At 58.7% G+C, this 18,068-nt stretch carries 18 protein-coding genes; 6 read left to right on the top strand and 12 right to left on the bottom strand.

From position 1 onward, the window contains the following. Positions 1 to 27: 27 nt before the first annotated feature. Together J5Y17_RS10995 and J5Y17_RS10990 are read left to right on the top strand one after the other, a co-directional pair. Positions 28 to 771, top strand: coding sequence for a carboxylesterase (locus J5Y17_RS10995; RefSeq protein WP_219785299.1), 744 nt, complete (start codon positions 28 to 30; stop codon positions 769 to 771). Between the two features lie 84 nt (positions 772 to 855). Continuing rightward, positions 856 to 1,569 carry an alpha/beta fold hydrolase gene (locus J5Y17_RS10990; RefSeq protein WP_219785298.1) on the top strand — a complete coding sequence of 238 codons (714 nt, stop codon included), beginning with the start codon at positions 856 to 858 and terminating at the stop codon, positions 1,567 to 1,569. Between the two features lie 69 nt (positions 1,570 to 1,638). Here J5Y17_RS10990 and phaZ read toward each other — a convergent pair whose 3' ends face one another. Then, positions 1,639 to 2,913 carry a polyhydroxyalkanoate depolymerase gene (gene phaZ, locus J5Y17_RS10985; RefSeq protein WP_219785297.1) on the bottom strand — a complete coding sequence of 425 codons (1,275 nt, stop codon included), beginning with the start codon at positions 2,911 to 2,913 and terminating at the stop codon, positions 1,639 to 1,641. 172 nt (positions 2,914 to 3,085) lie between these two features. On the opposite strand from phaZ, the gene phaC reads away from it, so the two are divergent. The 4 genes from phaC (at position 3,086) to J5Y17_RS10965 (ending at position 7,383) form a co-directional block, all read left to right on the top strand. Beyond that, the gene (phaC, locus tag J5Y17_RS10980; protein WP_219785296.1) at positions 3,086 to 4,891 is read left to right on the top strand and encodes a class I poly(R)-hydroxyalkanoic acid synthase; all 1,806 of its coding nucleotides are present in this window, start codon (positions 3,086 to 3,088) and stop codon (positions 4,889 to 4,891) included. Between the two features lie 213 nt (positions 4,892 to 5,104). After that, positions 5,105 to 5,548, top strand: coding sequence for a Phasin (locus J5Y17_RS10975; RefSeq protein WP_219785295.1), 444 nt, complete (start codon positions 5,105 to 5,107; stop codon positions 5,546 to 5,548). A 221-nt stretch (positions 5,549 to 5,769) separates the two neighbouring features. Then, positions 5,770 to 6,330 carry a polyhydroxyalkanoate synthesis repressor PhaR gene (phaR, locus tag J5Y17_RS10970; protein WP_219785294.1) on the top strand — a complete coding sequence of 187 codons (561 nt, stop codon included), beginning with the start codon at positions 5,770 to 5,772 and terminating at the stop codon, positions 6,328 to 6,330. Between the two features lie 108 nt (positions 6,331 to 6,438). Next, the gene (locus J5Y17_RS10965) at positions 6,439 to 7,383 is read left to right on the top strand and encodes a LysR family transcriptional regulator (RefSeq protein ID WP_219785293.1); all 945 of its coding nucleotides are present in this window, start codon (positions 6,439 to 6,441) and stop codon (positions 7,381 to 7,383) included. Positions 7,384 to 7,434: 51 nt separating this feature from the next. Here J5Y17_RS10965 and J5Y17_RS10960 read toward each other — a convergent pair whose 3' ends face one another. The 11 genes from J5Y17_RS10960 to J5Y17_RS10910 form a co-directional block, all read right to left on the bottom strand. Continuing rightward, complete coding sequence (locus J5Y17_RS10960) at positions 7,435 to 8,637, bottom strand: DegT/DnrJ/EryC1/StrS aminotransferase family protein (RefSeq protein ID WP_219785292.1); 1,203 nt, start codon at positions 8,635 to 8,637, stop codon at positions 7,435 to 7,437. A gap of 175 nt (positions 8,638 to 8,812) precedes the next feature. After that, complete coding sequence (locus tag J5Y17_RS10955) at positions 8,813 to 10,165, bottom strand: glutamine synthetase family protein (protein ID WP_370628922.1); 1,353 nt, start codon at positions 10,163 to 10,165, stop codon at positions 8,813 to 8,815. Beyond that, the gene (locus tag J5Y17_RS10950; protein ID WP_370628920.1) at positions 10,165 to 10,788 is read right to left on the bottom strand and encodes a type 1 glutamine amidotransferase; all 624 of its coding nucleotides are present in this window, start codon (positions 10,786 to 10,788) and stop codon (positions 10,165 to 10,167) included. Before J5Y17_RS10950 ends, J5Y17_RS10955 begins: the two co-directional genes overlap by 1 nt. A 205-nt stretch (positions 10,789 to 10,993) precedes the next feature. Then, positions 10,994 to 12,340, bottom strand: coding sequence for a glutamine synthetase family protein (locus tag J5Y17_RS10945; RefSeq protein WP_219785290.1), 1,347 nt, complete (start codon positions 12,338 to 12,340; stop codon positions 10,994 to 10,996). Between the two features lie 9 nt (positions 12,341 to 12,349). Then, positions 12,350 to 13,156, bottom strand: a complete 807-nt coding sequence (locus tag J5Y17_RS10940; RefSeq protein WP_219785289.1) for an ABC transporter permease — start codon at positions 13,154 to 13,156, stop codon at positions 12,350 to 12,352. Then, positions 13,153 to 14,043: an ABC transporter permease subunit gene (locus J5Y17_RS10935; RefSeq protein WP_219785365.1), complete on the bottom strand. Its 891-nt coding sequence runs from the start codon at positions 14,041 to 14,043 to the stop codon at positions 13,153 to 13,155. The genes J5Y17_RS10940 and J5Y17_RS10935 overlap by 4 nt, the downstream gene beginning before the upstream one ends. A gap of 76 nt (positions 14,044 to 14,119) precedes the next feature. Beyond that, positions 14,120 to 14,839 carry a transporter substrate-binding domain-containing protein gene (locus J5Y17_RS10930; protein WP_219785288.1) on the bottom strand — a complete coding sequence of 240 codons (720 nt, stop codon included), beginning with the start codon at positions 14,837 to 14,839 and terminating at the stop codon, positions 14,120 to 14,122. Between the two features lie 28 nt (positions 14,840 to 14,867). Beyond that, a complete protein-coding gene (locus tag J5Y17_RS10925) occupies positions 14,868 to 15,659 on the bottom strand; it encodes an ABC transporter ATP-binding protein (RefSeq protein WP_219785287.1) in 792 nt (263 codons plus the stop codon). Between the two features lie 224 nt (positions 15,660 to 15,883). Continuing rightward, positions 15,884 to 16,324 carry a TerB family tellurite resistance protein gene (locus J5Y17_RS10920; RefSeq protein WP_219785286.1) on the bottom strand — a complete coding sequence of 147 codons (441 nt, stop codon included), beginning with the start codon at positions 16,322 to 16,324 and terminating at the stop codon, positions 15,884 to 15,886. Between the two features lie 108 nt (positions 16,325 to 16,432). After that, positions 16,433 to 17,344 carry a polyphosphate kinase 2 gene (ppk2, locus tag J5Y17_RS10915; RefSeq protein ID WP_219785285.1) on the bottom strand — a complete coding sequence of 304 codons (912 nt, stop codon included), beginning with the start codon at positions 17,342 to 17,344 and terminating at the stop codon, positions 16,433 to 16,435. 81 nt (positions 17,345 to 17,425) lie between these two features. Beyond that, on the bottom strand, positions 17,426 to 18,019 hold the full coding sequence (locus tag J5Y17_RS10910; protein WP_219785284.1) for a LysE family translocator: 594 nt from the start codon (positions 18,017 to 18,019) through the stop codon (positions 17,426 to 17,428). Between the last annotated feature and the right edge of the window lie 49 nt (positions 18,020 to 18,068).

Here is an 18,068-nt window from a genome sequence, read left to right as displayed (position 1 = left end):
AGCACTCATCTCAAAAGGGAGCCCAACATGACCGATTATCTCGACACCCCCTCCGGCCGCCGCATCGCCTACAATCGCCTTGAGGGCGAGGGCACGGGCGTCGTGTTCCTTGGCGGGTTCATGTCAGATATGGCGGGCACCAAAGCCGTCGCGCTGGAACAATGGGCGGCGGCACAGGGACGGCCCTTCTTGCGGTTCGACTATTCGGGGCATGGCGAAAGCTCTGAGGCCTTTCGCGATGGTGCGATTGGCGACTGGGCCGAGGATGCGCAGGCGGTGATCGAAGCGTTGACGGACGGCCCGCAAATTCTCGTCGGTTCCTCCATGGGCGGCTGGATTTCGCTGTTGATGTGCAGACGCATTCACTCGCGCGTCGGTGGCCTCGTCACCATCGCCGCAGCACCTGACTTTACCGAAGACGGGTTCTGGGCCGGGTTCGACGAGGCACAGCGTCAGGCGCTCATGGATGAGGGCGTCGTCATGGTGCCCTCCGACTATGCAGAACCCTATCCGATCACCCGGCGCCTCATCGAGGACGGCCGTGATCACCTGATCCTGCGCAGCCCGCTTGCGCTGCCCTTCCCGGTGCGGTTCTTGCAGGGCACGGCGGACACATCGGTGTCGGTCGAGACGGCGATGCAGCTGTTCGAGCATGCGGCGGGCGATGATATCCGCCTGACGCTGGTCAAAGGTGCAGATCATTCGTTCTCTACTGTTGATTGCCTTAAAATCATCGAAGCCGCGATCTTTGATGTGCTGGCGCGCATATGAACGCAGAGTTGATCAGTGCTCTTCTTGACCGCCCGTCCTGCGGCATGTGACAAAAAAAGTATAAGTTTTTCTGTGGATTGATCTATGACCGAGAGCCTCGTTTTGCTGCCCGGATTTCTGGCCGATGGCCGGGTGTTCGCCGATCAGATCATTGATCTGAGCCGCCACCATGCGGTGATGGTCGCACCTTTGATTGGGGAAAACCTGACGGAAATGGCCGACGCGGTGTTGGCCGTCGCACCGCCGAAATTCGCGGTGGCGGGGCATGATCTCGGGGCTTCTGTTGCGACCGAAATTCTGCGCCGCGCGCCTGGGCGGGTGAGCCGTATCGCGTTGATCTCCGGTTCTGCCCAGGCCGAGCCGCCCAATGCCGCCGCCGCCCGCGAACCGCGGATGATCAAGGCCAAGACCGGTCGATACGGCGAGGTGCTGCTCGAAGAACTGCCCTCGACCTCGCTCTATGAGTCACCCCATCGCAACGCTATTCGCGATCATTGGCTCGACATGGCGATGGAGGCGGGGCTTGAGACTTATTTGACGCAATCGCGCATCCTGCAACGTCGCCCGGATCATCAAAACGTCCTGCGCCGCGCGCGCATTCCGGCTCTGGTGATCGGGGGCGCGGCCGATACGGTCTGCCCGCCCCGGCGTCAGGACTTTATCGCCCAGCTTATGCCGCGTGCAGATCTGGTGCTGATAGAAAAGGCCGGGCACCTACCCATGCTGGAGGCGCCGCGCACCGTTTCGCAGGCACTCAAGACATGGTTGGAGGCCGAGGCCCCCTTTGTCCTGCGCTAAGTCGTCATTGCAGCAGAAATATTCAAAGAAACGGCGCGCTTCGGCGCCGTCTTCGAGTGTGCCGTCCTTTTAGCCTGCTTTCGCTTGGGCGTCCTTGCCGCCCACAATGCGCGGGCCGGAATTGGCGTCGATGAATTCGAGCACCAAGGGCCGGATGTTGTTGCGCCAGCTTTTGCCCGCAAAAATCCCGTAATGCCCGGCGCCCGGTTCGAGATGCGCGGCCTTTTTGCTGTCCGGCAAGCCGGTGCAAAGATCCAACGCGGCGACACATTGGCCCGGCGCGGAGATGTCGTCATTTTCACCTTCGACGGTTTTCACTGCCACATCGGTGATCTTGCCGATGTCGACCCGTTTTCCAGCGACCACGAATTCGTTCTTGGCGATCTCGAGGCCTTTGAAGATGCGCTCGACGGTGGAGAGGTAGAATTCGGCGGTCATATCCATGACGGCGAGATATTCATCGTAGAATTTGTTGTGGCGGTCATGTTCGCCCGCCTCACCTTTGGCGACGCGCGCGATCTGGTCGGCGAAGGCTTTGGAGTGGTTGTCCATGTTCATCGCGATGAACGAAGACAGCTGCAACAGCCCCGGATAGACCTTGCGTCCGACGCCTTTGTATTTGTAGCCGACGCGCTGAATCATCGAATTTTCGAGCTGGCCCATGGTGACGCGGTTGCCGAAATCTGTGACTTCGGTCGGTGTCGCGTCCGGGTCGATCGGCCCCCCGATGAGGGTTAGAGAGCGGGGCTGCGCCTTCGGATCTTCTTCGGCGAGATAGGCCGTGGCCGCGAGCGTCAGCGGTGCCGGTTGGCAGATGGCGATCACATGGGTGTTCGGGCCCAGATGTTTCATGAAGTCGACGAGGTAGAGGGTGTAGTCCTCGACATCGAATTTGCCTTCGGAGACCGGAATGTCACGGGCATTGTGCCAGTCGGTGACATAGACCTCGCAATCGGGCAGGAGCGAGATGACGGTCGAACGCAAAAGCGTGGCGTAGTGGCCGGACATCGGCGCGACCAAAAGCACGCGGCGTTTCATCTCCTGACGGCCCTGCACTTTGAAATGGATCAGATCGCCGAAGGGTTTCGCCACTTCGACATCAATGTCGACGAGGTGATCGCGCCCATCTTCGCCCACAACCGAGCCGATGCCCCAGTCGGGTTTGGCGACCATGCGCGAAAAGGCGCGTTCGGTCACTTGACCCCAGGCGGTGAGCCACTGAATGCCGGGGTTGGGCATCATCGCAACCGCCGGGTAAGAGCCAAAGGCCTGAGCGGTGGCGCCCAGCCATTGGTTGGTGTTGCGGATCGTTTCCATCAGATCGTAGGTTGCCATAAAGCGCATGTGGGCCTCCTGTTTGTGCGTGATACAGGCCTGACCTCTGGGAGAGTGCGCGCTGCGGTATCGCAATCTTCGGCTGCGTCTTCCCACAGGACAAGTCTGTCGCTATCGTAACTGATATAGTCTTACAGCATTTTTCGATGCTGCAAGTGCAAAAAATTGGGGAGGATGCGCGATGGCTCGTGATGGAGAGGTCAAAACGCAGGAAAAACAACAGGATTTGGACAAGCTCAACGAGAATATTGTCAAAATCGAAGAGCTTTCTTCGCGACTTGTTTCTGCTTTGGCTCAGAAAAAGCCGATTCCTCCCGCGCTTCAGGGGCCCAGTCAGGAGCTTTTTCTCAAGGCCGCGAGTGCCTACATGGCCGAAATGATGAACAATCCGGCCCGCGTGATCGAGCATCAGGTGAGCCATTGGGGCAAGACGCTCAAGCATTACGTCGAAGCGCAGAAGAGGCTCAGCCAAGGTGATCTGACGCCGCCGCCCGACGAGACACCGAAAGACCGTCGGTTCCAGAACCCGCTCTGGCAGAGCAACCCCTATTTCAACTTTCTCAAACAGCAATACATGATGAACGCCGAGTCGATGGAGAACGCCGTCACCGGTCTTGAAGGGATGGACGCCCGGGATCGTCGGCGCGTGGACTATTTTACCCGGCAGATCATCGACATGATGTCGCCCACGAATTTCCTCGCGACCAACCCGGATGCTTTACAGCAAGCGCTCGAGACCGATGGCGAGAGCCTTGTGAGAGGCTTGGAGAACCTCGTGCGCGATCTCGAAGATCACAGTGGCGAAATGATCGTCAACCTCGCCGACAAGGACGCGTTTCAGGTGGGCGGAAACATCGGCACCTCGAAAGGCTCCGTGGTGTTTCGCAACCGGATGTTCGAACTGATCCAATATGCGCCCCTGACCGAAGAGGTGCATAAGACACCGCTTTTGATCTTTCCGCCCTGGATCAACAAATTCTACATCCTCGACCTGCGCGAACAGAATTCGCTGATCAAATGGATCACGGAGCAGGGCTACACGGTCTTTGTCGTCTCTTGGGTCAACCCGAATGAGGGCTACGCCGATGTCGGGATGGATGACTACGTCGAAGAGGGATTCCTGACGGCGATCGAACAGGTCAAAACGATCACCGCAGAGCCGAAGATCAATGTCATCGGCTATTGCATCGCGGGCACCACGCTGTCGATCACGCTGGGCCTGATGAAGCAGCGCGGCGATACGTCAGTGAAATCCGCAACCTTCTTTACGACGCTGACGGATTTCTCCGATCAGGGCGAGGTGGGTGTGTTCCTCGATGACGATTTCGTCGACGGGATCGAGGCGGAGGCCAAGCGTACCGGCCTGATGAAATCACTCTATATGAACAGGACATTCTCCTATCTGCGCTCCAACGACCTGATCTATCAGCCCGCCATCCGCAGCTACATGATGGGCGAGGCGCCGCCGGCCTTTGATCTGTTGTATTGGAATGGCGACGCGACCAACCTGCCGGGCAAGATGGCGGTGGAATATCTGCGGGGCCTGTGCCAGCGCGATGAACTGGCCACCACGGGCTTTCCGATTTGCGGCACCAAGGTGCATCTCTCCGAAGTCACCGTACCACTTTGTGCCATCGGTTGTGAGACGGACCACATTGCCGCTTGGGACAGCTCCTACAACGGTGTCCGCCAGATGGGGTCGAAGAACAAGACATTCATCCTGTCCGAGTCCGGCCATATCGCGGGCATCGTCAATCCGCCTTCGAAAAAGAAATATGGCCATTACACCAACGCCGATCTGACTTTGTCTCCGCAAGAATGGAAAGCAGAGGCGCAGTTCCATGAGGGGTCGTGGTGGCCTCGGTGGGAGAAGTGGCTACGTGCGCGGTCGGGCAAGATGATCCCTGCGCGGGTCCCTGGCGATTCGGGGGCGGAAATCCTCGGTCCGGCGCCGGGCAATTACGTTAAATCCCAAGCGACGCCCTGAATCTTCTGGTTCGTTCTTGGGCAAGTGCCTGAAAACTCGACATTCCTAGGTGTATTCTGCGCCGCAGCATAAATCTCTTGATTTTCTGCACTGCGGCATGCATATTGTTTGTGCAGACGCAAGCTGAACGGGCGTTCAGATGCGCAGACAAAGCGAAAACCCATACCAACCGGTAGGGGCCGATTTCGCAAAATACCAGAAGGACTACGAGATATGGCCAAGACCGACGACTTCACCAAGATGATGAAAGACATGATGGGTTCTTTCCCGATTGACATGTCCGCGATGCAGGAAAGCTTCAAAACCCAAGCTTCGCTCGCTGAGAAAATGTCCAAAGTGGCAATCGAAGCCGCTGAGAAATCCACCGAGATTTCCTCGAAATGGACCAAAGACACCCTGACCAAAGTCTCCGACATCACCACCGTGAAAGAAGAGCCGACCGATTACACCAAGGCGTTGACCGATTTTGCCTCCGCCCAAGCTGAAATGGCCGCCGAAAACATGGCTGCCTTCGCGGAAGTGGCTAAGAAAGTGCAAATGGAAACCGTCGAGCTGATGCTGGCCGCTGGCAAAGACATGGGCGAAGACATGACCGCCGCTGCCAAAAAAGCGACCGATGAAATGACCAAAGCCGCGAAAAAAGCGACGGCGAAGTAAGCGTTCGAATTCAGTACGAGTAACTTCTCCACATTTTTCCTCCTCCCTGAAAATGTGGATCGTGAAACGGGCCTCTCTCCTCGGAGGCCCGTTTTTTCATGGCTTTCCGAGCCGCGATGCACGCCTTGGTTGCGTTAACATTATCGGCCGGATTTCTTTTGCTTTTGCAGCATTGCTCGCTTAGGCTCGGTTCATTGCCAATAAAGGGAGGGGAGCCCAATATGGCCACCGATAAAAAAAACGCAGATACGTCTGCGCCGCTGCTGATCAAACGCTACGCGTCCCGGCGGCTTTATAATACGGAAACCTCGGATTACGTGACGCTTGAAGACATCGCGGGATTTATCCGCGAGGGGCGTGATGTGCAGATCGTTGATCTGAAGTCCGGCGATGACCTGACCCGCCAATATCTTTTGCAAATCATCGCGGAACACGAAAGCCGGGGCGAAAACGTGCTGCCTTTGGGCGTACTGACCGATCTTGTCCGCAGCTACACGACCGACATTCAATCCGTTGTGCCGCAATTTCTGGCGCAAAGCTTTGACATGCTGCGTCAGGGCCAAGAACAGATGATGCAGAATTTTGGCACGCAGATCCCAGGCTTCGAGGCGCTGCAGGCGCAGCAGGAGGCCTTTATCAAGGCGATGACTGGCGGAATGGCGAGCGGCATGGGGCAAAACTGGTCGGGCCCGAGCGCTGAGCCGGAGGAGACCAAGGAAGACCTGAGCGAGATCAAGAAGCAGCTCGCGGATCTTCAGGATAAGCTTTCCAAGATGAAATGAGTGGGACGCTTTGACATGATGCAAACCCTGATCCAAGGATCAGGGTTTTCTTTTTTCTGTGAGGTTTTTTGAGTATTTAGGGCACAAAGGACATGGGAGGTCGTTGGGATGAGTGACAAGGTTGGGCGATTGACGCTCTGGGGGGTCGAGGTGTTCCTCGCCGTGGCAGAAGAAGGTTCGGTCTCCGCCGCCGCCAAACGCCTTAGCGCTTCGCCCTCTGCCGTGTCGCAGCAAATCTCGAACCTTGAAACCGCGCTGGGCACGGAACTTATCAACCGCCGCGAACGTCCAATGAGCCTGACGCCTGCGGGGCGCGTGTTGCGTCGCCGGGCGCAAAGCATTTTGTTGGAAGCGGCCCGCGCGCGCTCCGAGATTGCGGGGTTGGATCTCAGCCACCTGGGGCAATTGCGTTTGGGGATGGTCGAGGACTTCGAAACCTCCGTGACGCCTATGATGATCACGCAGATGGCGGGGCGCCTGACGGAGACGCGGTTCGAATTGGAGACCGGGCCGTCGCATCGCTTGCTGGATCGGTTGGAAAACCGCGCGCTTGATGTGATCGTGGCGGCTGAGCTGGGCGAGAGTGCGGAGTGGTTCGAACGTCATCCTTTGTTGCAGGACCCGTTTGTGGCAGTGGTGCCAAAAGGCCGGCATGACGCACCGGGCAAACTGCCGCTGATCCAATATACGCGCCGCCATGTGATGGGGCGGATGTTGGCGGAGCATCTGAGCAGCGAGGGGATGACGCTAACGCATCGCTTCGAGTTGGACAGCTACCGCGCGATTTTGGCGATGGTGGCGGGCGGCTCGGGCTGGACGGTTTTGTCGTCTCTTGGCGTGTTGAATGCTGGGCGATATGCCGATGAGATCGAGGCGATTCCTTTGCCGGTCGCCCCCTTGTCGCGGAAAATTTCGCTCACTGTGCGGCGCGACGGGATGTCGGAAATGGCCACCGAGATTGTCCAGCAGTTGGGGCCTTTGTTGCAAGAGCAGGTTGTCGATCCTGTGGTAGCGCAATACCCGTGGCTAGGTGGCTATCTCAAGCTTTTGTAACGCAAAACGCCTCCCGCGAGGGGAGGCGTTTCTTTGCTTTTGGGGGCCGATTTACTCGGCGGCGACTTTTACCGCTTTCACTTCTGCCGCCGCGGAAATCAGTGCGTCGGCGATGAAATCGCAATCCTCTTCGGTCAAACGCGCAGGCAGGCGGGTGTCGCAGGCCTTGGACAGCATCTCGCGGGTTTTCGGCAGATCGGGCGTCTCGCCCAAGAATTTCCAGTTCCAGAACGCACGTGCGTTGTCGGTCGAAAGGCCAAAGACCTGCACGGACACACCGCGCGCTTTGGCGGCGTTTTGAAAGGCGATGGCTTCCTCGCGGGTGAAGTCGACGAGGTTGAATTGCAGGCTGTCGGGCGCGCGGACCTCTTTGTCGAGTTTAGCGGGCACGGTCAAAAACGGCGAGCTTTCCAGACGCGCTGCGGTGTAATCGTGGTTGCGACGACCGTCTGCCACACGACGCGGCACTTCGCCCAACTGCGGGCGCACGAGGGTCGCGGACATGTTCGACAGGCGCGTGTTGTAGAGCGGCAGCTGGTTCTGCCATTTGGCGAAGGCTTCGGCCAGCGCATTGTCGCGCTGCGGATTGTGCTTGCCCCAGTTGTGCTCATAGGCGCCCGACATGATCACGGCGCGGGCCATAATCTCCGGATCGTCGGTGATCATGATGCCACCTTCGCCCGCGTTCAACAGCTTGTAGGACTGGAAGGAAAAACAGCCGATCTTGCCGATGGTGCCGATGTTCTGGCCGTCCCAAACGGTGCCAAGCGAATGCGCGGCGTCCTCGATCAGCGGGATGTTCTTCGCGTCACAGGCGGCTTTGATCGCATCCATGTCTGACGTGTGGCCCCGCATGTGGGAGATCATCACGGCATCGGCGTCTTCGATCTTGGCATGGAAATCCTCAAGATCGATGCGGTAGTTGTCGCCGCATTCCACGAGCACCGGTTTGCAATCGGCGTGCACGATGGAGGACGGCACGGCGGCAAAGGTGAAGGCGGGGATCAGAACCTTGGCGTCGCGCGGCAGGTTCAGAGCCTTCAGGGACAGGAACAAAGCGGCGGAGCAAGAGGCCACGGCCAGCGCGTATTTCGCACCCAGCATTTCGGCGAATTCCTGTTCCAAAAGCGTCACGGGAGCGTCTTGTGCGGCAGTGTAGCGGAACAGGTCGCCGGATTTCAGCAGCTGTTCGACGATGGCGCGCGCCTCTTCCGGGATTGGTTCGGCGTCGTAGACATTGGGCCCGAGACTCATATTTTCACCTTTTTGGAATTCTTCTTTCGGATTTACTGTAAGTGTTCGACGGTTAAAAATCTAGTGTCGCATGTGAGGGCCGGCGGAATTTCGCAAAAAATTCACATGCTGCAGTGCGGTGTAAATCGGCATGAAAAAAGGGCCCGAAGGCCCCTTGATCGTCGCTTCCGACCCTTTAGACGTTGAGCAAGAGATGCTCGCGTTCCCAAGGGCTGATGACCTGAAGATAAGCATCGTTTTCGGCACGTTTGACCTGAAGGTAGACGCGGATGAAATCCTGGCCCAAAACATCCTGCATCTGCGTGGAGTTTTCTAAAAGATCGAGCGCGCGGGACAGCGTGTCGGGGATGCCCTCAGCTGAGGCGTAGGCATCGCCAATATATTCCGCGCGCGGTTCGCGACGCTCAATGAGGCCGAGGTAGCCGCAGGCCAAAGAGGCCGCGATCGACAGGTAAGGGTTCACATCCATGCCCGGCAGACGGTTCTCGATCCGCCGTGCCTCAGGCCCGGAGATCGGCACGCGCAGACCCGTGGTGCGGTTGTCGCGGCCCCATTCGAGGTTGATGGGCGCTGCGAAATCGCGGACGTAGCGGCGATAGCTGTTCACGTAGGGCGCATGCATCGCAATCGCGGAGGGCGTGTGGTTTTGCAGGCCCGCGATGAAATGCATAAACGCCTCGGATTCAGAGCCGTCCGGGTTGGAGAAAATATTTTCGCCCGTGTTGATGTCCACGACGGAGTGGTGGATGTGCATTGCCGAGCCCGGCTCGTCCTGGATGGGCTTTGCCATGAAGGTCGCAAAGCAATCGTGTCGGAGTGCGGCCTCGCGGATCAGACGTTTGAAGTAGAACATCTCATCGGCCAGCTTGACCGGATCGCCATGACGCAGGTTCATTTCGATCTGACCGGCGCCGCCTTCTTGCAGGATGCCGTCAATCTCAAGACCTTGCGCCTCGGCAAAGTCGTAGATGTCGTCGATGATGGGACCGTACTCGTCCACCGCCGACATGGAATAGGCCTGACGCTGGGCCGCGCGGCGACCGGTGCGGCCAATCGGGGGTTCGACCGGCTGGTTCGGGTCGACGTTGCGGGCGACGAGGAAGAATTCCATCTCCGGTGCGACAATCGGTTTCCAGCCCTGATCGTGGTAAAGCTGGACGACGCGTTTCAAGACGTTGCGCGGCGCGGTGGGGACCATCTCGCCTTGTTGATCAAGCACATCGTGGATGACCTGAAGCGTCAGATCGCCGGTCCAGGGCGCCGCTGTCGCGGTCTCGAAGTCGGGGACCAGAACCATGTCGGGCTCGGTAAAGGGCGCTTCTGCATCATCGACCCAATCGCCATTGATGGTCTGGAGGAAGATCGAGTTCGGTAGGTAGAAATGCGACTGTTTGGCGAATTTCGCGGCGGGCATAGCCTTGCCGCGCGCAATGCCGGACAGATCGGCGACGATACATTCCACCTCATCGAGCCTGCGCCCGTCGAGATATTCCAAAGCAGCTTCGGGAAGTTGGTCGAGAAACTCCATCAGATCAGGGCCTCCCGCCCTTGTTCGAGAAACGCGGCCATGAGATCCGCGAAGCGTTTGTCATCGGTCGGTTTGTCGTTTTCGTCCTTTGCCCGCGCAATCAGATCGGCGGGGTAGGTGGGGTCATTCGCGCGCGCCTTGAGGTAATCGGCGATGATTGGGGGGCGCAGTTCCGGGTGCGGTTGGATGGTCAGGATGCTGTCATCATAGACCAGCGCCGCGTTGGTGCAAAAATCATTGCCGCCCAGCACCTCGGCCCCTTCGGGCAGGCGCGTGACTTGATCCTGATGCCAAGCGTTGAGATGAATATGGCCTAGCGGCGGGATGTCATAGGCTTGCCGCCCAAGAGCCCAGCCGCCTTCGTATTTTTCGACCGTGCCGCCCAGAGCCTTGGCGATGATCTGATGGCCGAAACAGATACCCAACATCCTGCGGCCTGAGGCATGGATGTCGCGGATCAGCGCTTCGAGCGGTGCGATAAAGGGATGGTCCTCATAGGCGCCGTGTTTCGAGCCGGTCAAAAGCCAGGCGTCGGCGTCCTCGGGGCCTATCGGGAAGTCCAAATGCTCGACGTCCCAATATTCGTAGGAAAAATCCGGGCGATCAAACAGGCGTTTGAACATCAAAGTGAAATCCCCGTGAATTTGCGCGACGGGGTCAGGCGCGTGTCCGCATTGCAGAATGCCGAGTTTCATAAGTCACCAAAAGCGTTGGAATGCCCCGACGCTAGCGTTTCGCCGCAAGCCCGACAAGGGGGCAGGCGGCGAAACTCTGAAATTTGATCAAATTTCTCATGGCATGCTCAATATGCCTGCTGAATGTGCTGACTCATACCGTGTCGAGATAGAGTTCGACCTGTTCCTCGGGCGTCAGTTCGGTCCAATCGCGCAGCTCTTGGCGTTTCGTCAGCGTCAGGTTGCGCACGAGTTCGGCGGGGAAGATGCGCTTCATTAGGGGCGAGGCGGCAAAGGTGTCGATCGCTGTGCCCCAATCGCCGGGCATCTCCGGAAGGCCTTGCGCGTAGGCGTTGCCGGTGATCGGCGGCGGGGCTTTCATTTCGTCTTCCATGCCGATGAGCGCCGCACCCAGAATGGCGGCGATCATCAGATGCGGGTTCACGTCACCTCCCGACACACGGTGTTCGATCCGGCGGGCCTTGTGCGAGCCGCCCGGCACACGCACGGCGGCCGTGCGATTGTCATAGCCCCAGCAAATCCGCGTCGGCGCATGGGCGCCCGGCACGAGACGGTCGTAGGAATTGCCATGCGGCGCAAACAGAATGGTCGAGTCCGGAATCGCGGCAAGGCAACCCGCGATGGCGTGACGCATCATGTCGGTGCCAGCGGTTGAGCCATCGTCAAAGATATTGTCGCCGTTCTCATCGAGCATCGAGAAATGGGTGTGCATGCCGTTGCCGGCGTATTCGTCATAGGGTTTCGCCATGAAAGAGGCGGCAAACCCGTGTTTGCGGGCGAGGCCCTTGACCATCAGCTTGAACAGCCAAGCATCGTCAGCGGCTTTCAGCGCGTCCGGGGAATGGGCAAGGTTGATCTCGAACTGGCCAAGACCTGCCTCGGAGATCGCCGTGTCCGCGGGAATGTCCATCGCTTCACAGGCTTCGAACAGTTCCGAGAAGAAAATGTCGAAGGCGTCGAGCGCGCGCAGCGCCAGCGTTTCCGCACCGGGGCGGCGTTTGCCCGAGCGCGGCGAGCGGGGCACCCGTAGTTGACGTGAACTGTCGTCGACCAGATAGAATTCTAACTCGGTCGCGACAACCGGGGTCAGACCCTTCGCCTTGTAGCGTTCGAGAACGCGGGCCAGCGCTTGGCGCGGGTCGCCGTCAAACGGGCGGCCATCCTCAAGGAACATCCACATCGGCAAAAGTGCAGTCGGCGCGCCCTGAAGCCACGGCAGCGGCAGGAAACCGCGTTCGGTCGGCAAAAGCACCCCGTCCTGATCGCCGCTCTCGAACACGAGAGGGCTGTCCTCAATGTCTTCGCCCCAGATGTCGAGGTTTAGAACCGAAAGCGGGAACCGCGTGCCTTCGGTCTCGACCTTATCGGCAAAACGCGCCGACATGCGTTTGCCTCGGGCCTGACCGTTGAGATCAGCCGCTGCGACGCGAATGGTTTTGACGTGGGGGTTCTGGGCGAGCCAGCCGTGAGGGGAGATCATATCTGCACACTATCTGAAAATTTGCGACATAAGCCGGGGGCGACTTACTCGCGCCTGCGGCAGGTGACGGTTCAGCCGTTTTCCGATCAGGCCAAAGACGGTGATGATGCACAGCGTCACCAGCACGAAATAGCCAGCAAGGATCGGATAGGGGATGAAGGGGTTAAAGGTCTTGTCGGCAAAATAGGAGGCGTAATAAAGCGCGTCGCCCTTTTGCTGCAAGGCCGGAAAGCCGGAAAAGAACACCAGCGTGGTCGAATGAAAGATAAAGATCGCTTCGTTGGTATAGGCGGGCCAAGCGAGCCGCAGCATGGTCGGCCAGACGATGCGACGGAACCGCGGCCAGCCGGTGAAGCCATAGGCGTCGGCGCTTTCCAGGTCGCCTTTCGGCACCGCCATGAGCGCGCCAAAGAAGATCTCGGCGGAATAGGCGGTGGTGTTGAGCCAAAGAACGATGGCGGCACCCAGCCAGGCGTCCGTCAGGTTGTCAAACGTCGGGAAGGTCTGCTTGAGGCTCAGGAACAGGAAGTAGCCAAAGAAGAACTGGATGAACAAAGGCGAGCCGCGGAACACGAAGATGAACCATTCGGCGGGTTTGCGGACGGCCTTGTTCGAGGAGGCTTTCGCCAAGGCAATCGCCTGCGCCGAGAAAAAGCCCAAGAGGATCGCCAGAAGGCCGAAATAGATGTTCCAGATCATACCAGACCCGATCAGTGTGAACTGATCGCAGAGCGTTATGTCGGCAGTCGGCAGTCGGCGTTCGCCAAAGCCCAAAGAGCGAAATGCGTAATTTGTGATGGTGTCTGAACAGCTCATGCGCCTGCCCCCGCTTTGCGCATGGCTTCGCCTGCGGCGGTGGCCTGACCGTGGGAGAGCTTGCGGGTGATGCGGCTCAGGACCACTTCGGAGACTTTGGTGAACAGCAGGTAGAACACCAGAAGCCCGAAGAAATAATACATCCGCCAGTCGCCATGGGGATAATCCGTGAAGCGCGCAGTCTTGGTGCCGCCCAGCTCCTTGGCCCAATAAACAACATCCTCAACACCCAGAAGGAACAAGAGGGGCGTGGCCTTGATCAGCACCATCCAGAGGTTCGACAGACCCGGTAGAGCATAGGTCCACATCTGCGGCACCATGATGCGCCAAAAGGTCTGGCGCTTGGTCATGCCGTAGGCCTCTGCAGTCTCGATCTGGCCATGGGGCACGGCTTTGAAGGCGCCCGCGATCACATTGCCCGCGAAGGCACCAAAGACGATGGCAAAGGTCAGCACCGCAAGGGCAAAGCCGTAAATCTGGTGATAGACCTCGGGGGCGGAGTTCTGCGGCAGCTTGGCTGCTGCGCAGACGACGAAATCATTGCCCTGACGGATCGGCTGATCCCAGTCAGAACACAGAACCTGATGGCGCATCCACTCAAGACCTTGGTCGAGCGCGATGACGAAAAACAGGAAAAACGCGATGTCCGGCACGCCGCGCACGATGGCCATATAAAGGTTAGACAGCCATTTCACCGGAACAAGATGCGACCGCGATCCGGCCGCGGCGCCAAATCCAAACCCAAGCGCCAGAGGGGCGGTGACCGCCAAAAGCAAAAGCACCGTCCCGAAGGAGGCGTAGAAAGACATGTGCTTTCCGGTCGTAAGGTAACAGCTGAGCCAGGCGAGGCGGTCAAGCGTGTCAGGATCGGCGCAATAGGAAAAGATGGGACACCTGTTTGGCGGGGATCGGGAAAGGGAAGGGCGCGCGTTTGCGCCCCGCCCGAAAAGTCATGAGATGGGATTATTCGAAGACCGGGCTGTCTTCGCCCAGATATTCAAGGATCATCTCGTTGAGCGTGCCGTCTTCCTTCATGGAGGCGATGGCCGTGTCGAATTTGGCGCGCAGTTCCGGGTCGGATTTGCGGAAGCCCATGCCGATGCCGATGGACAGGGCGACGTCTTCACCCACCCACATGGCGGTGCCTTCCTCGACCACGGGTACGAGCGTGTCTTTGTCTGCAAAGACCGCATCCGCTTCGCCTGCGAGCATCGCGGCGAGGCTGTCCTCGAAGGACGGGAATTCCAGAAGGGTGGCGCCAGTGTCGACAACGTGCTGCGACTGGATCGTCGATGCCTGTGCCGCGATCACGCCGCCTTCGAGGTCCACACCGTCAGACATGGCGGCATAGGAGGAATAGGACGGCGGGGTATAGTTTTGGGAAAAGTCGATCTTTTCCTTGCGGGCGTCGGTGATCGACATGCCTGCGATGATGGCATCGTAGTTGCCGGACAGAAGGTTCGGGATGATCGAATCCCAGTCGTTGGTCACCCATTCACATTCCAGCTCGGCGCGTGCGCAAAGCTCGTCGCCCAGCACGCGCTCGAAACCAGCCACTTCTCCGTTGTCGTCAATGTAGTTGTACGGAGGGTAGGCGCCCTCGGTGCCCAGACGGATGGTGTCGGCGGAGGCAGCACCTGCCAAAAGGGCGAGGGCGGCGGCGGAAAGAAGGATGTTCTTCATGAATGTCTCCCGTAAATAGCGCTTATGATTAGGCCGGAACAGTCGCGCTGAGGAACTGTTTGAGCCGTTCGGATTTGGGGGCGCCAAAGAGGTCGGACGGTTTGCCCTCCTCCTCGATCAGCCCCTTGTGGAGGAACACGACATGGTCGGAAATATCCGCGGCCATGCGCATGTCATGGGTCACGATGATCATCGTGCGGCCCTCTTCGGCCAGCGCCTTGATCACCTTGATCACCTCTTGTTCAAGCTCCGGGTCGAGCGCGGAGGTGGGTTCGTCGAACAACAATGCCTGCGGCTCCATGCAGAGCGCGCGCGCAATCGCCGCCCGCTGTTGCTGACCGCCCGACATTTGCGCCGGATAAACGTCGCATTTGTCGCCGATGCCGACCTTGTCGAGATACATCCGGGCCTTTTCCTCGACCTCTTTGCGGTCACGTCCCATCACCGTGATCGGTGCTTCCATCACGTTTTGCAGGATGGTCATGTGGGACCAGAGGTTGAACTGCTGGAACACCATCGAGAGGTTGGTGCGGATGCGGGTGACCTGTTTGCGATCCGCAGGGCGGCGTTCGAGGCCCGTGCCCTTCCAGGCAATCGGTTCGCCATTGAACAGGATTTCGCCCTTTTGGCTGTCCTCCAACAGGTTGGCGCAGCGCAGGAGCGTGGATTTGCCCGAGCCCGACGAGCCGATGAGCGAGGTCACATGGCCGCGCGGAGCGGTCATGGAGACGCCTTTTAAAACCTCGAGGTCTCCGTAGGATTTGTGCAAATCACGGATTTCGATGACGGGCGTTTCGGAATTTGAATCTTTGGTCAGCATCGCCAAGAGTTAGGGCTAATCTTTCAGCAGATGCAACTATGAACGGCAGTTTGCCGCAGCGTCTTGCCCCGTTTTTGATCAAATTGGGGGCTCTCGCTTAGGGCTTAGGCGCGGTTTGGTGCAATTTTTGACGCGGTGTCGCGTTCTGGTTGTCAGTCAGCGGCCGCCTCCGAGCGGTGCCTTTGCCAAGCGATTCCCGTCAGAGGGTGGTGCAAATACCAGTCTTATTGACTGGCCTCGACCCTTTGCCGCGCCAGCGCGCTGTCTTGGTCTTTGACGCCCAACAGATTGGCGACCAACCGCAGCAAGGCGTCCTCATCCTGATCACGGACCCCGTCGGCCAGAACGACGGACCAGAGCCCCTCGATCACATGGATGCGCTCCTCATAGGGCACGGCGTCTTTCAGCGCGCGGGTGAAACGCACCGTGTCGGGCGCTTCCGCTTCAAGCTGTTCCGCCTCGGCACGGAGTGCGGAGGCCTCGAATGGGCCAAGTTGATAGCGGCTCATCAACAGCTTTTCGATCCGCTGCGCCTCTTCTGGGGCATAAACGCCATCGGAGCGCGCAACACGCACCAAAAGCGCGGCCATCGCACGGCGCGCGTCACTGTCTTTCAAAGGCGCAGGCGCCGGTTGCAGCAGGGTTTTGAGAAAATCGCCAAACATGCGAGAGGATATAGGGCGGGGGACGGCGTTGGGAAAGGGGCCGCTTCGATCACTTTGCCGCGCGCAAAGACAAACGCCCGCGAGGTTGCGGGCGTTCGATCATACGGCTCAGTATTTCCGCGGCACGTAGAGCTCCGGCGGCAACACGGCGCGCTCGTAGTCTTTCTTGTAAATCCGCTCAGGCAGGTGGACGTCCTCATGCGGGATCTCTTCGTAATCGAAGAGCGACAGCAGGTGGTCGATGCAATTCAGACGCGCGCGTTTCTTGTCGTTGCCTTCGACAATATACCATGGCGCCTCGGGGATGTTGGTGCGGAAGAAGGTGTCTTCCTTCGCCTTGGTGTAATCTTCCCACCGGATGCGCGATTGCAGGTCCATCGGCGACAGTTTCCACTGTTTCATCGGGTCGTGAATGCGCATGAGAAAGCGCATCTGCTGTTCTTCGTCGGTGATCGAGAACCAGTATTTGATCACCTTGATCCCGGAGCGCACCAACATGCGTTCGAATTCGGGAACGTCCTGAAAGAACTGTTCGACCTGATCCTCATCGGCAAACCCCATGACGCGCTCGACGCCCGAGCGGTTGTACCAAGAGCGGTCAAATAGCACCATTTCTCCCGCCGCCGGCAGGTGCGGCACGTAGCGCTGGAAATACCATTGCGACTTTTCACGATCAGAGGGCGCAGGCAGTGCGACGACGCGCACGACACGCGGATTGAGGCGCTGGGTGATGCGTTTGATCACGCCGCCCTTGCCCGCCGAGTCGCGGCCTTCGAACAGAACAACAACCTTTTGACCGGTTTCTTCCACCCAATCGTGCAGCTTGATCAACTCGGCCTGAAGCCGCAGCAGTTCGCGGAAATAGACCGAGCGCTCGAGCATGTCAGGATGCTCTTTTTGATATATCTTCTTGATTTCACGCGATAGGATGGAGTCCTCAAGCTCGATTTCCCATTCCTCGTCCAACGTGTCCGCGAGTTCCGCTTCCAACCAGTCCTGGGCTTCCTTGTCAAAGCTCATGATCGCTCCGTCTCCCTCTGTAAAACCGCATCGCGCAGCGCAAAATCATGGCTGCTTTAACCACTCATATATGACGGTTTCTTAATGGAAAAGGATCGGCAGTAAGGAGGCGACCAAAAGAGCGGCCATTGTCCAGTTAAACGCCACCAAACGGCGCGGATTGGTCAGAATTCGGCGCATTTCTTGACCGAGCCAGGCCCAGATGGTGATCGCAGGCACGTTCATAAGCATAAACCCGATGGCGACGATCCCCGCTGCCAGCCAGGTCGTGTCCTGCGCGTAGTTGGTCTGCGCACCGATGGCCATGATCCAGGCCTTCGGATTGACCCATTGAAAGGCTGCAGCTTGCAAAGTCGTGAGAGGCTTGCCACTCGTCTCGCCTTCTTTCGGCGCGGTGGCATGCGCGATTTTCCACGCGAGCCAGAGCATGTAGAGCACGGCGACGACCAGCATGACCTGACGCAACAGCGGAAAGGTCTCAAAGGCCTCCGCCAAGCCTAAGCCCACGATAAAGACCATCGAGGTAAACCCGAGCGTGATCCCGACCATATGCGGCAGCGTCCGGTTCAGGCCAAAATTGGCGCCCGAGGCCAGAAGCATCAGGTTGTTCGGCCCCGGCGTGACCGAGGTGACGAAAGCGAAAGCCAGAAGGGCGAAGAAAAGTGTCATGTCCATGGCGGCGAGATTACGCTTTCTCCGACGCAATGGGTGTGCAAATGTTGTG

It is taken from the genome of Celeribacter sp. PS-C1 (assembly GCF_019429625.1).
GTDB lineage: Bacteria > Pseudomonadota > Alphaproteobacteria > Rhodobacterales > Rhodobacteraceae > Celeribacter.
Note: the sequence above shows the minus strand (reverse complement) of the source record. Positions and strands in the feature narration are given on the sequence as shown.

Bases quoted from the DNA above. Each gene is read 5' to 3' on its own strand.
- J5Y17_RS10995 (WP_219785299.1), top strand. From the start codon at position 28: ATGACCGATTATCTCGACACCCCCTCCGGCCGCCGCATCGCCTACAAT.
- J5Y17_RS10990 (WP_219785298.1), top strand. From the start codon at position 856: ATGACCGAGAGCCTCGTTTTGCTGCCCGGATTTCTGGCCGATGGCCGG.
- phaZ (WP_219785297.1), bottom strand. From the start codon at position 2,913: ATGCGCTTTATGGCAACCTACGATCTGATGGAAACGATCCGCAACACC.
- phaC (WP_219785296.1), top strand. From the start codon at position 3,086: ATGGCTCGTGATGGAGAGGTCAAAACGCAGGAAAAACAACAGGATTTG.
- J5Y17_RS10975 (WP_219785295.1), top strand. From the start codon at position 5,105: ATGGCCAAGACCGACGACTTCACCAAGATGATGAAAGACATGATGGGT.
- phaR (WP_219785294.1), top strand. From the start codon at position 5,770: ATGGCCACCGATAAAAAAAACGCAGATACGTCTGCGCCGCTGCTGATC.
- J5Y17_RS10965 (WP_219785293.1), top strand. From the start codon at position 6,439: ATGAGTGACAAGGTTGGGCGATTGACGCTCTGGGGGGTCGAGGTGTTC.
- J5Y17_RS10960 (WP_219785292.1), bottom strand. From the start codon at position 8,637: ATGAGTCTCGGGCCCAATGTCTACGACGCCGAACCAATCCCGGAAGAG.
- J5Y17_RS10955 (WP_370628922.1), bottom strand. From the start codon at position 10,165: ATGGAGTTTCTCGACCAACTTCCCGAAGCTGCTTTGGAATATCTCGAC.
- J5Y17_RS10950 (WP_370628920.1), bottom strand. From the start codon at position 10,788: ATGTTCAAACGCCTGTTTGATCGCCCGGATTTTTCCTACGAATATTGG.
- J5Y17_RS10945 (WP_219785290.1), bottom strand. From the start codon at position 12,340: ATGATCTCCCCTCACGGCTGGCTCGCCCAGAACCCCCACGTCAAAACC.
- J5Y17_RS10940 (WP_219785289.1), bottom strand. From the start codon at position 13,156: ATGAGCTGTTCAGACACCATCACAAATTACGCATTTCGCTCTTTGGGC.
- J5Y17_RS10930 (WP_219785288.1), bottom strand. From the start codon at position 14,839: ATGAAGAACATCCTTCTTTCCGCCGCCGCCCTCGCCCTTTTGGCAGGT.
- J5Y17_RS10925 (WP_219785287.1), bottom strand. From the start codon at position 15,659: ATGCTGACCAAAGATTCAAATTCCGAAACGCCCGTCATCGAAATCCGT.
- J5Y17_RS10920 (WP_219785286.1), bottom strand. From the start codon at position 16,324: ATGTTTGGCGATTTTCTCAAAACCCTGCTGCAACCGGCGCCTGCGCCT.
- ppk2 (WP_219785285.1), bottom strand. From the start codon at position 17,344: ATGAGCTTTGACAAGGAAGCCCAGGACTGGTTGGAAGCGGAACTCGCG.
- J5Y17_RS10910 (WP_219785284.1), bottom strand. From the start codon at position 18,019: ATGGACATGACACTTTTCTTCGCCCTTCTGGCTTTCGCTTTCGTCACC.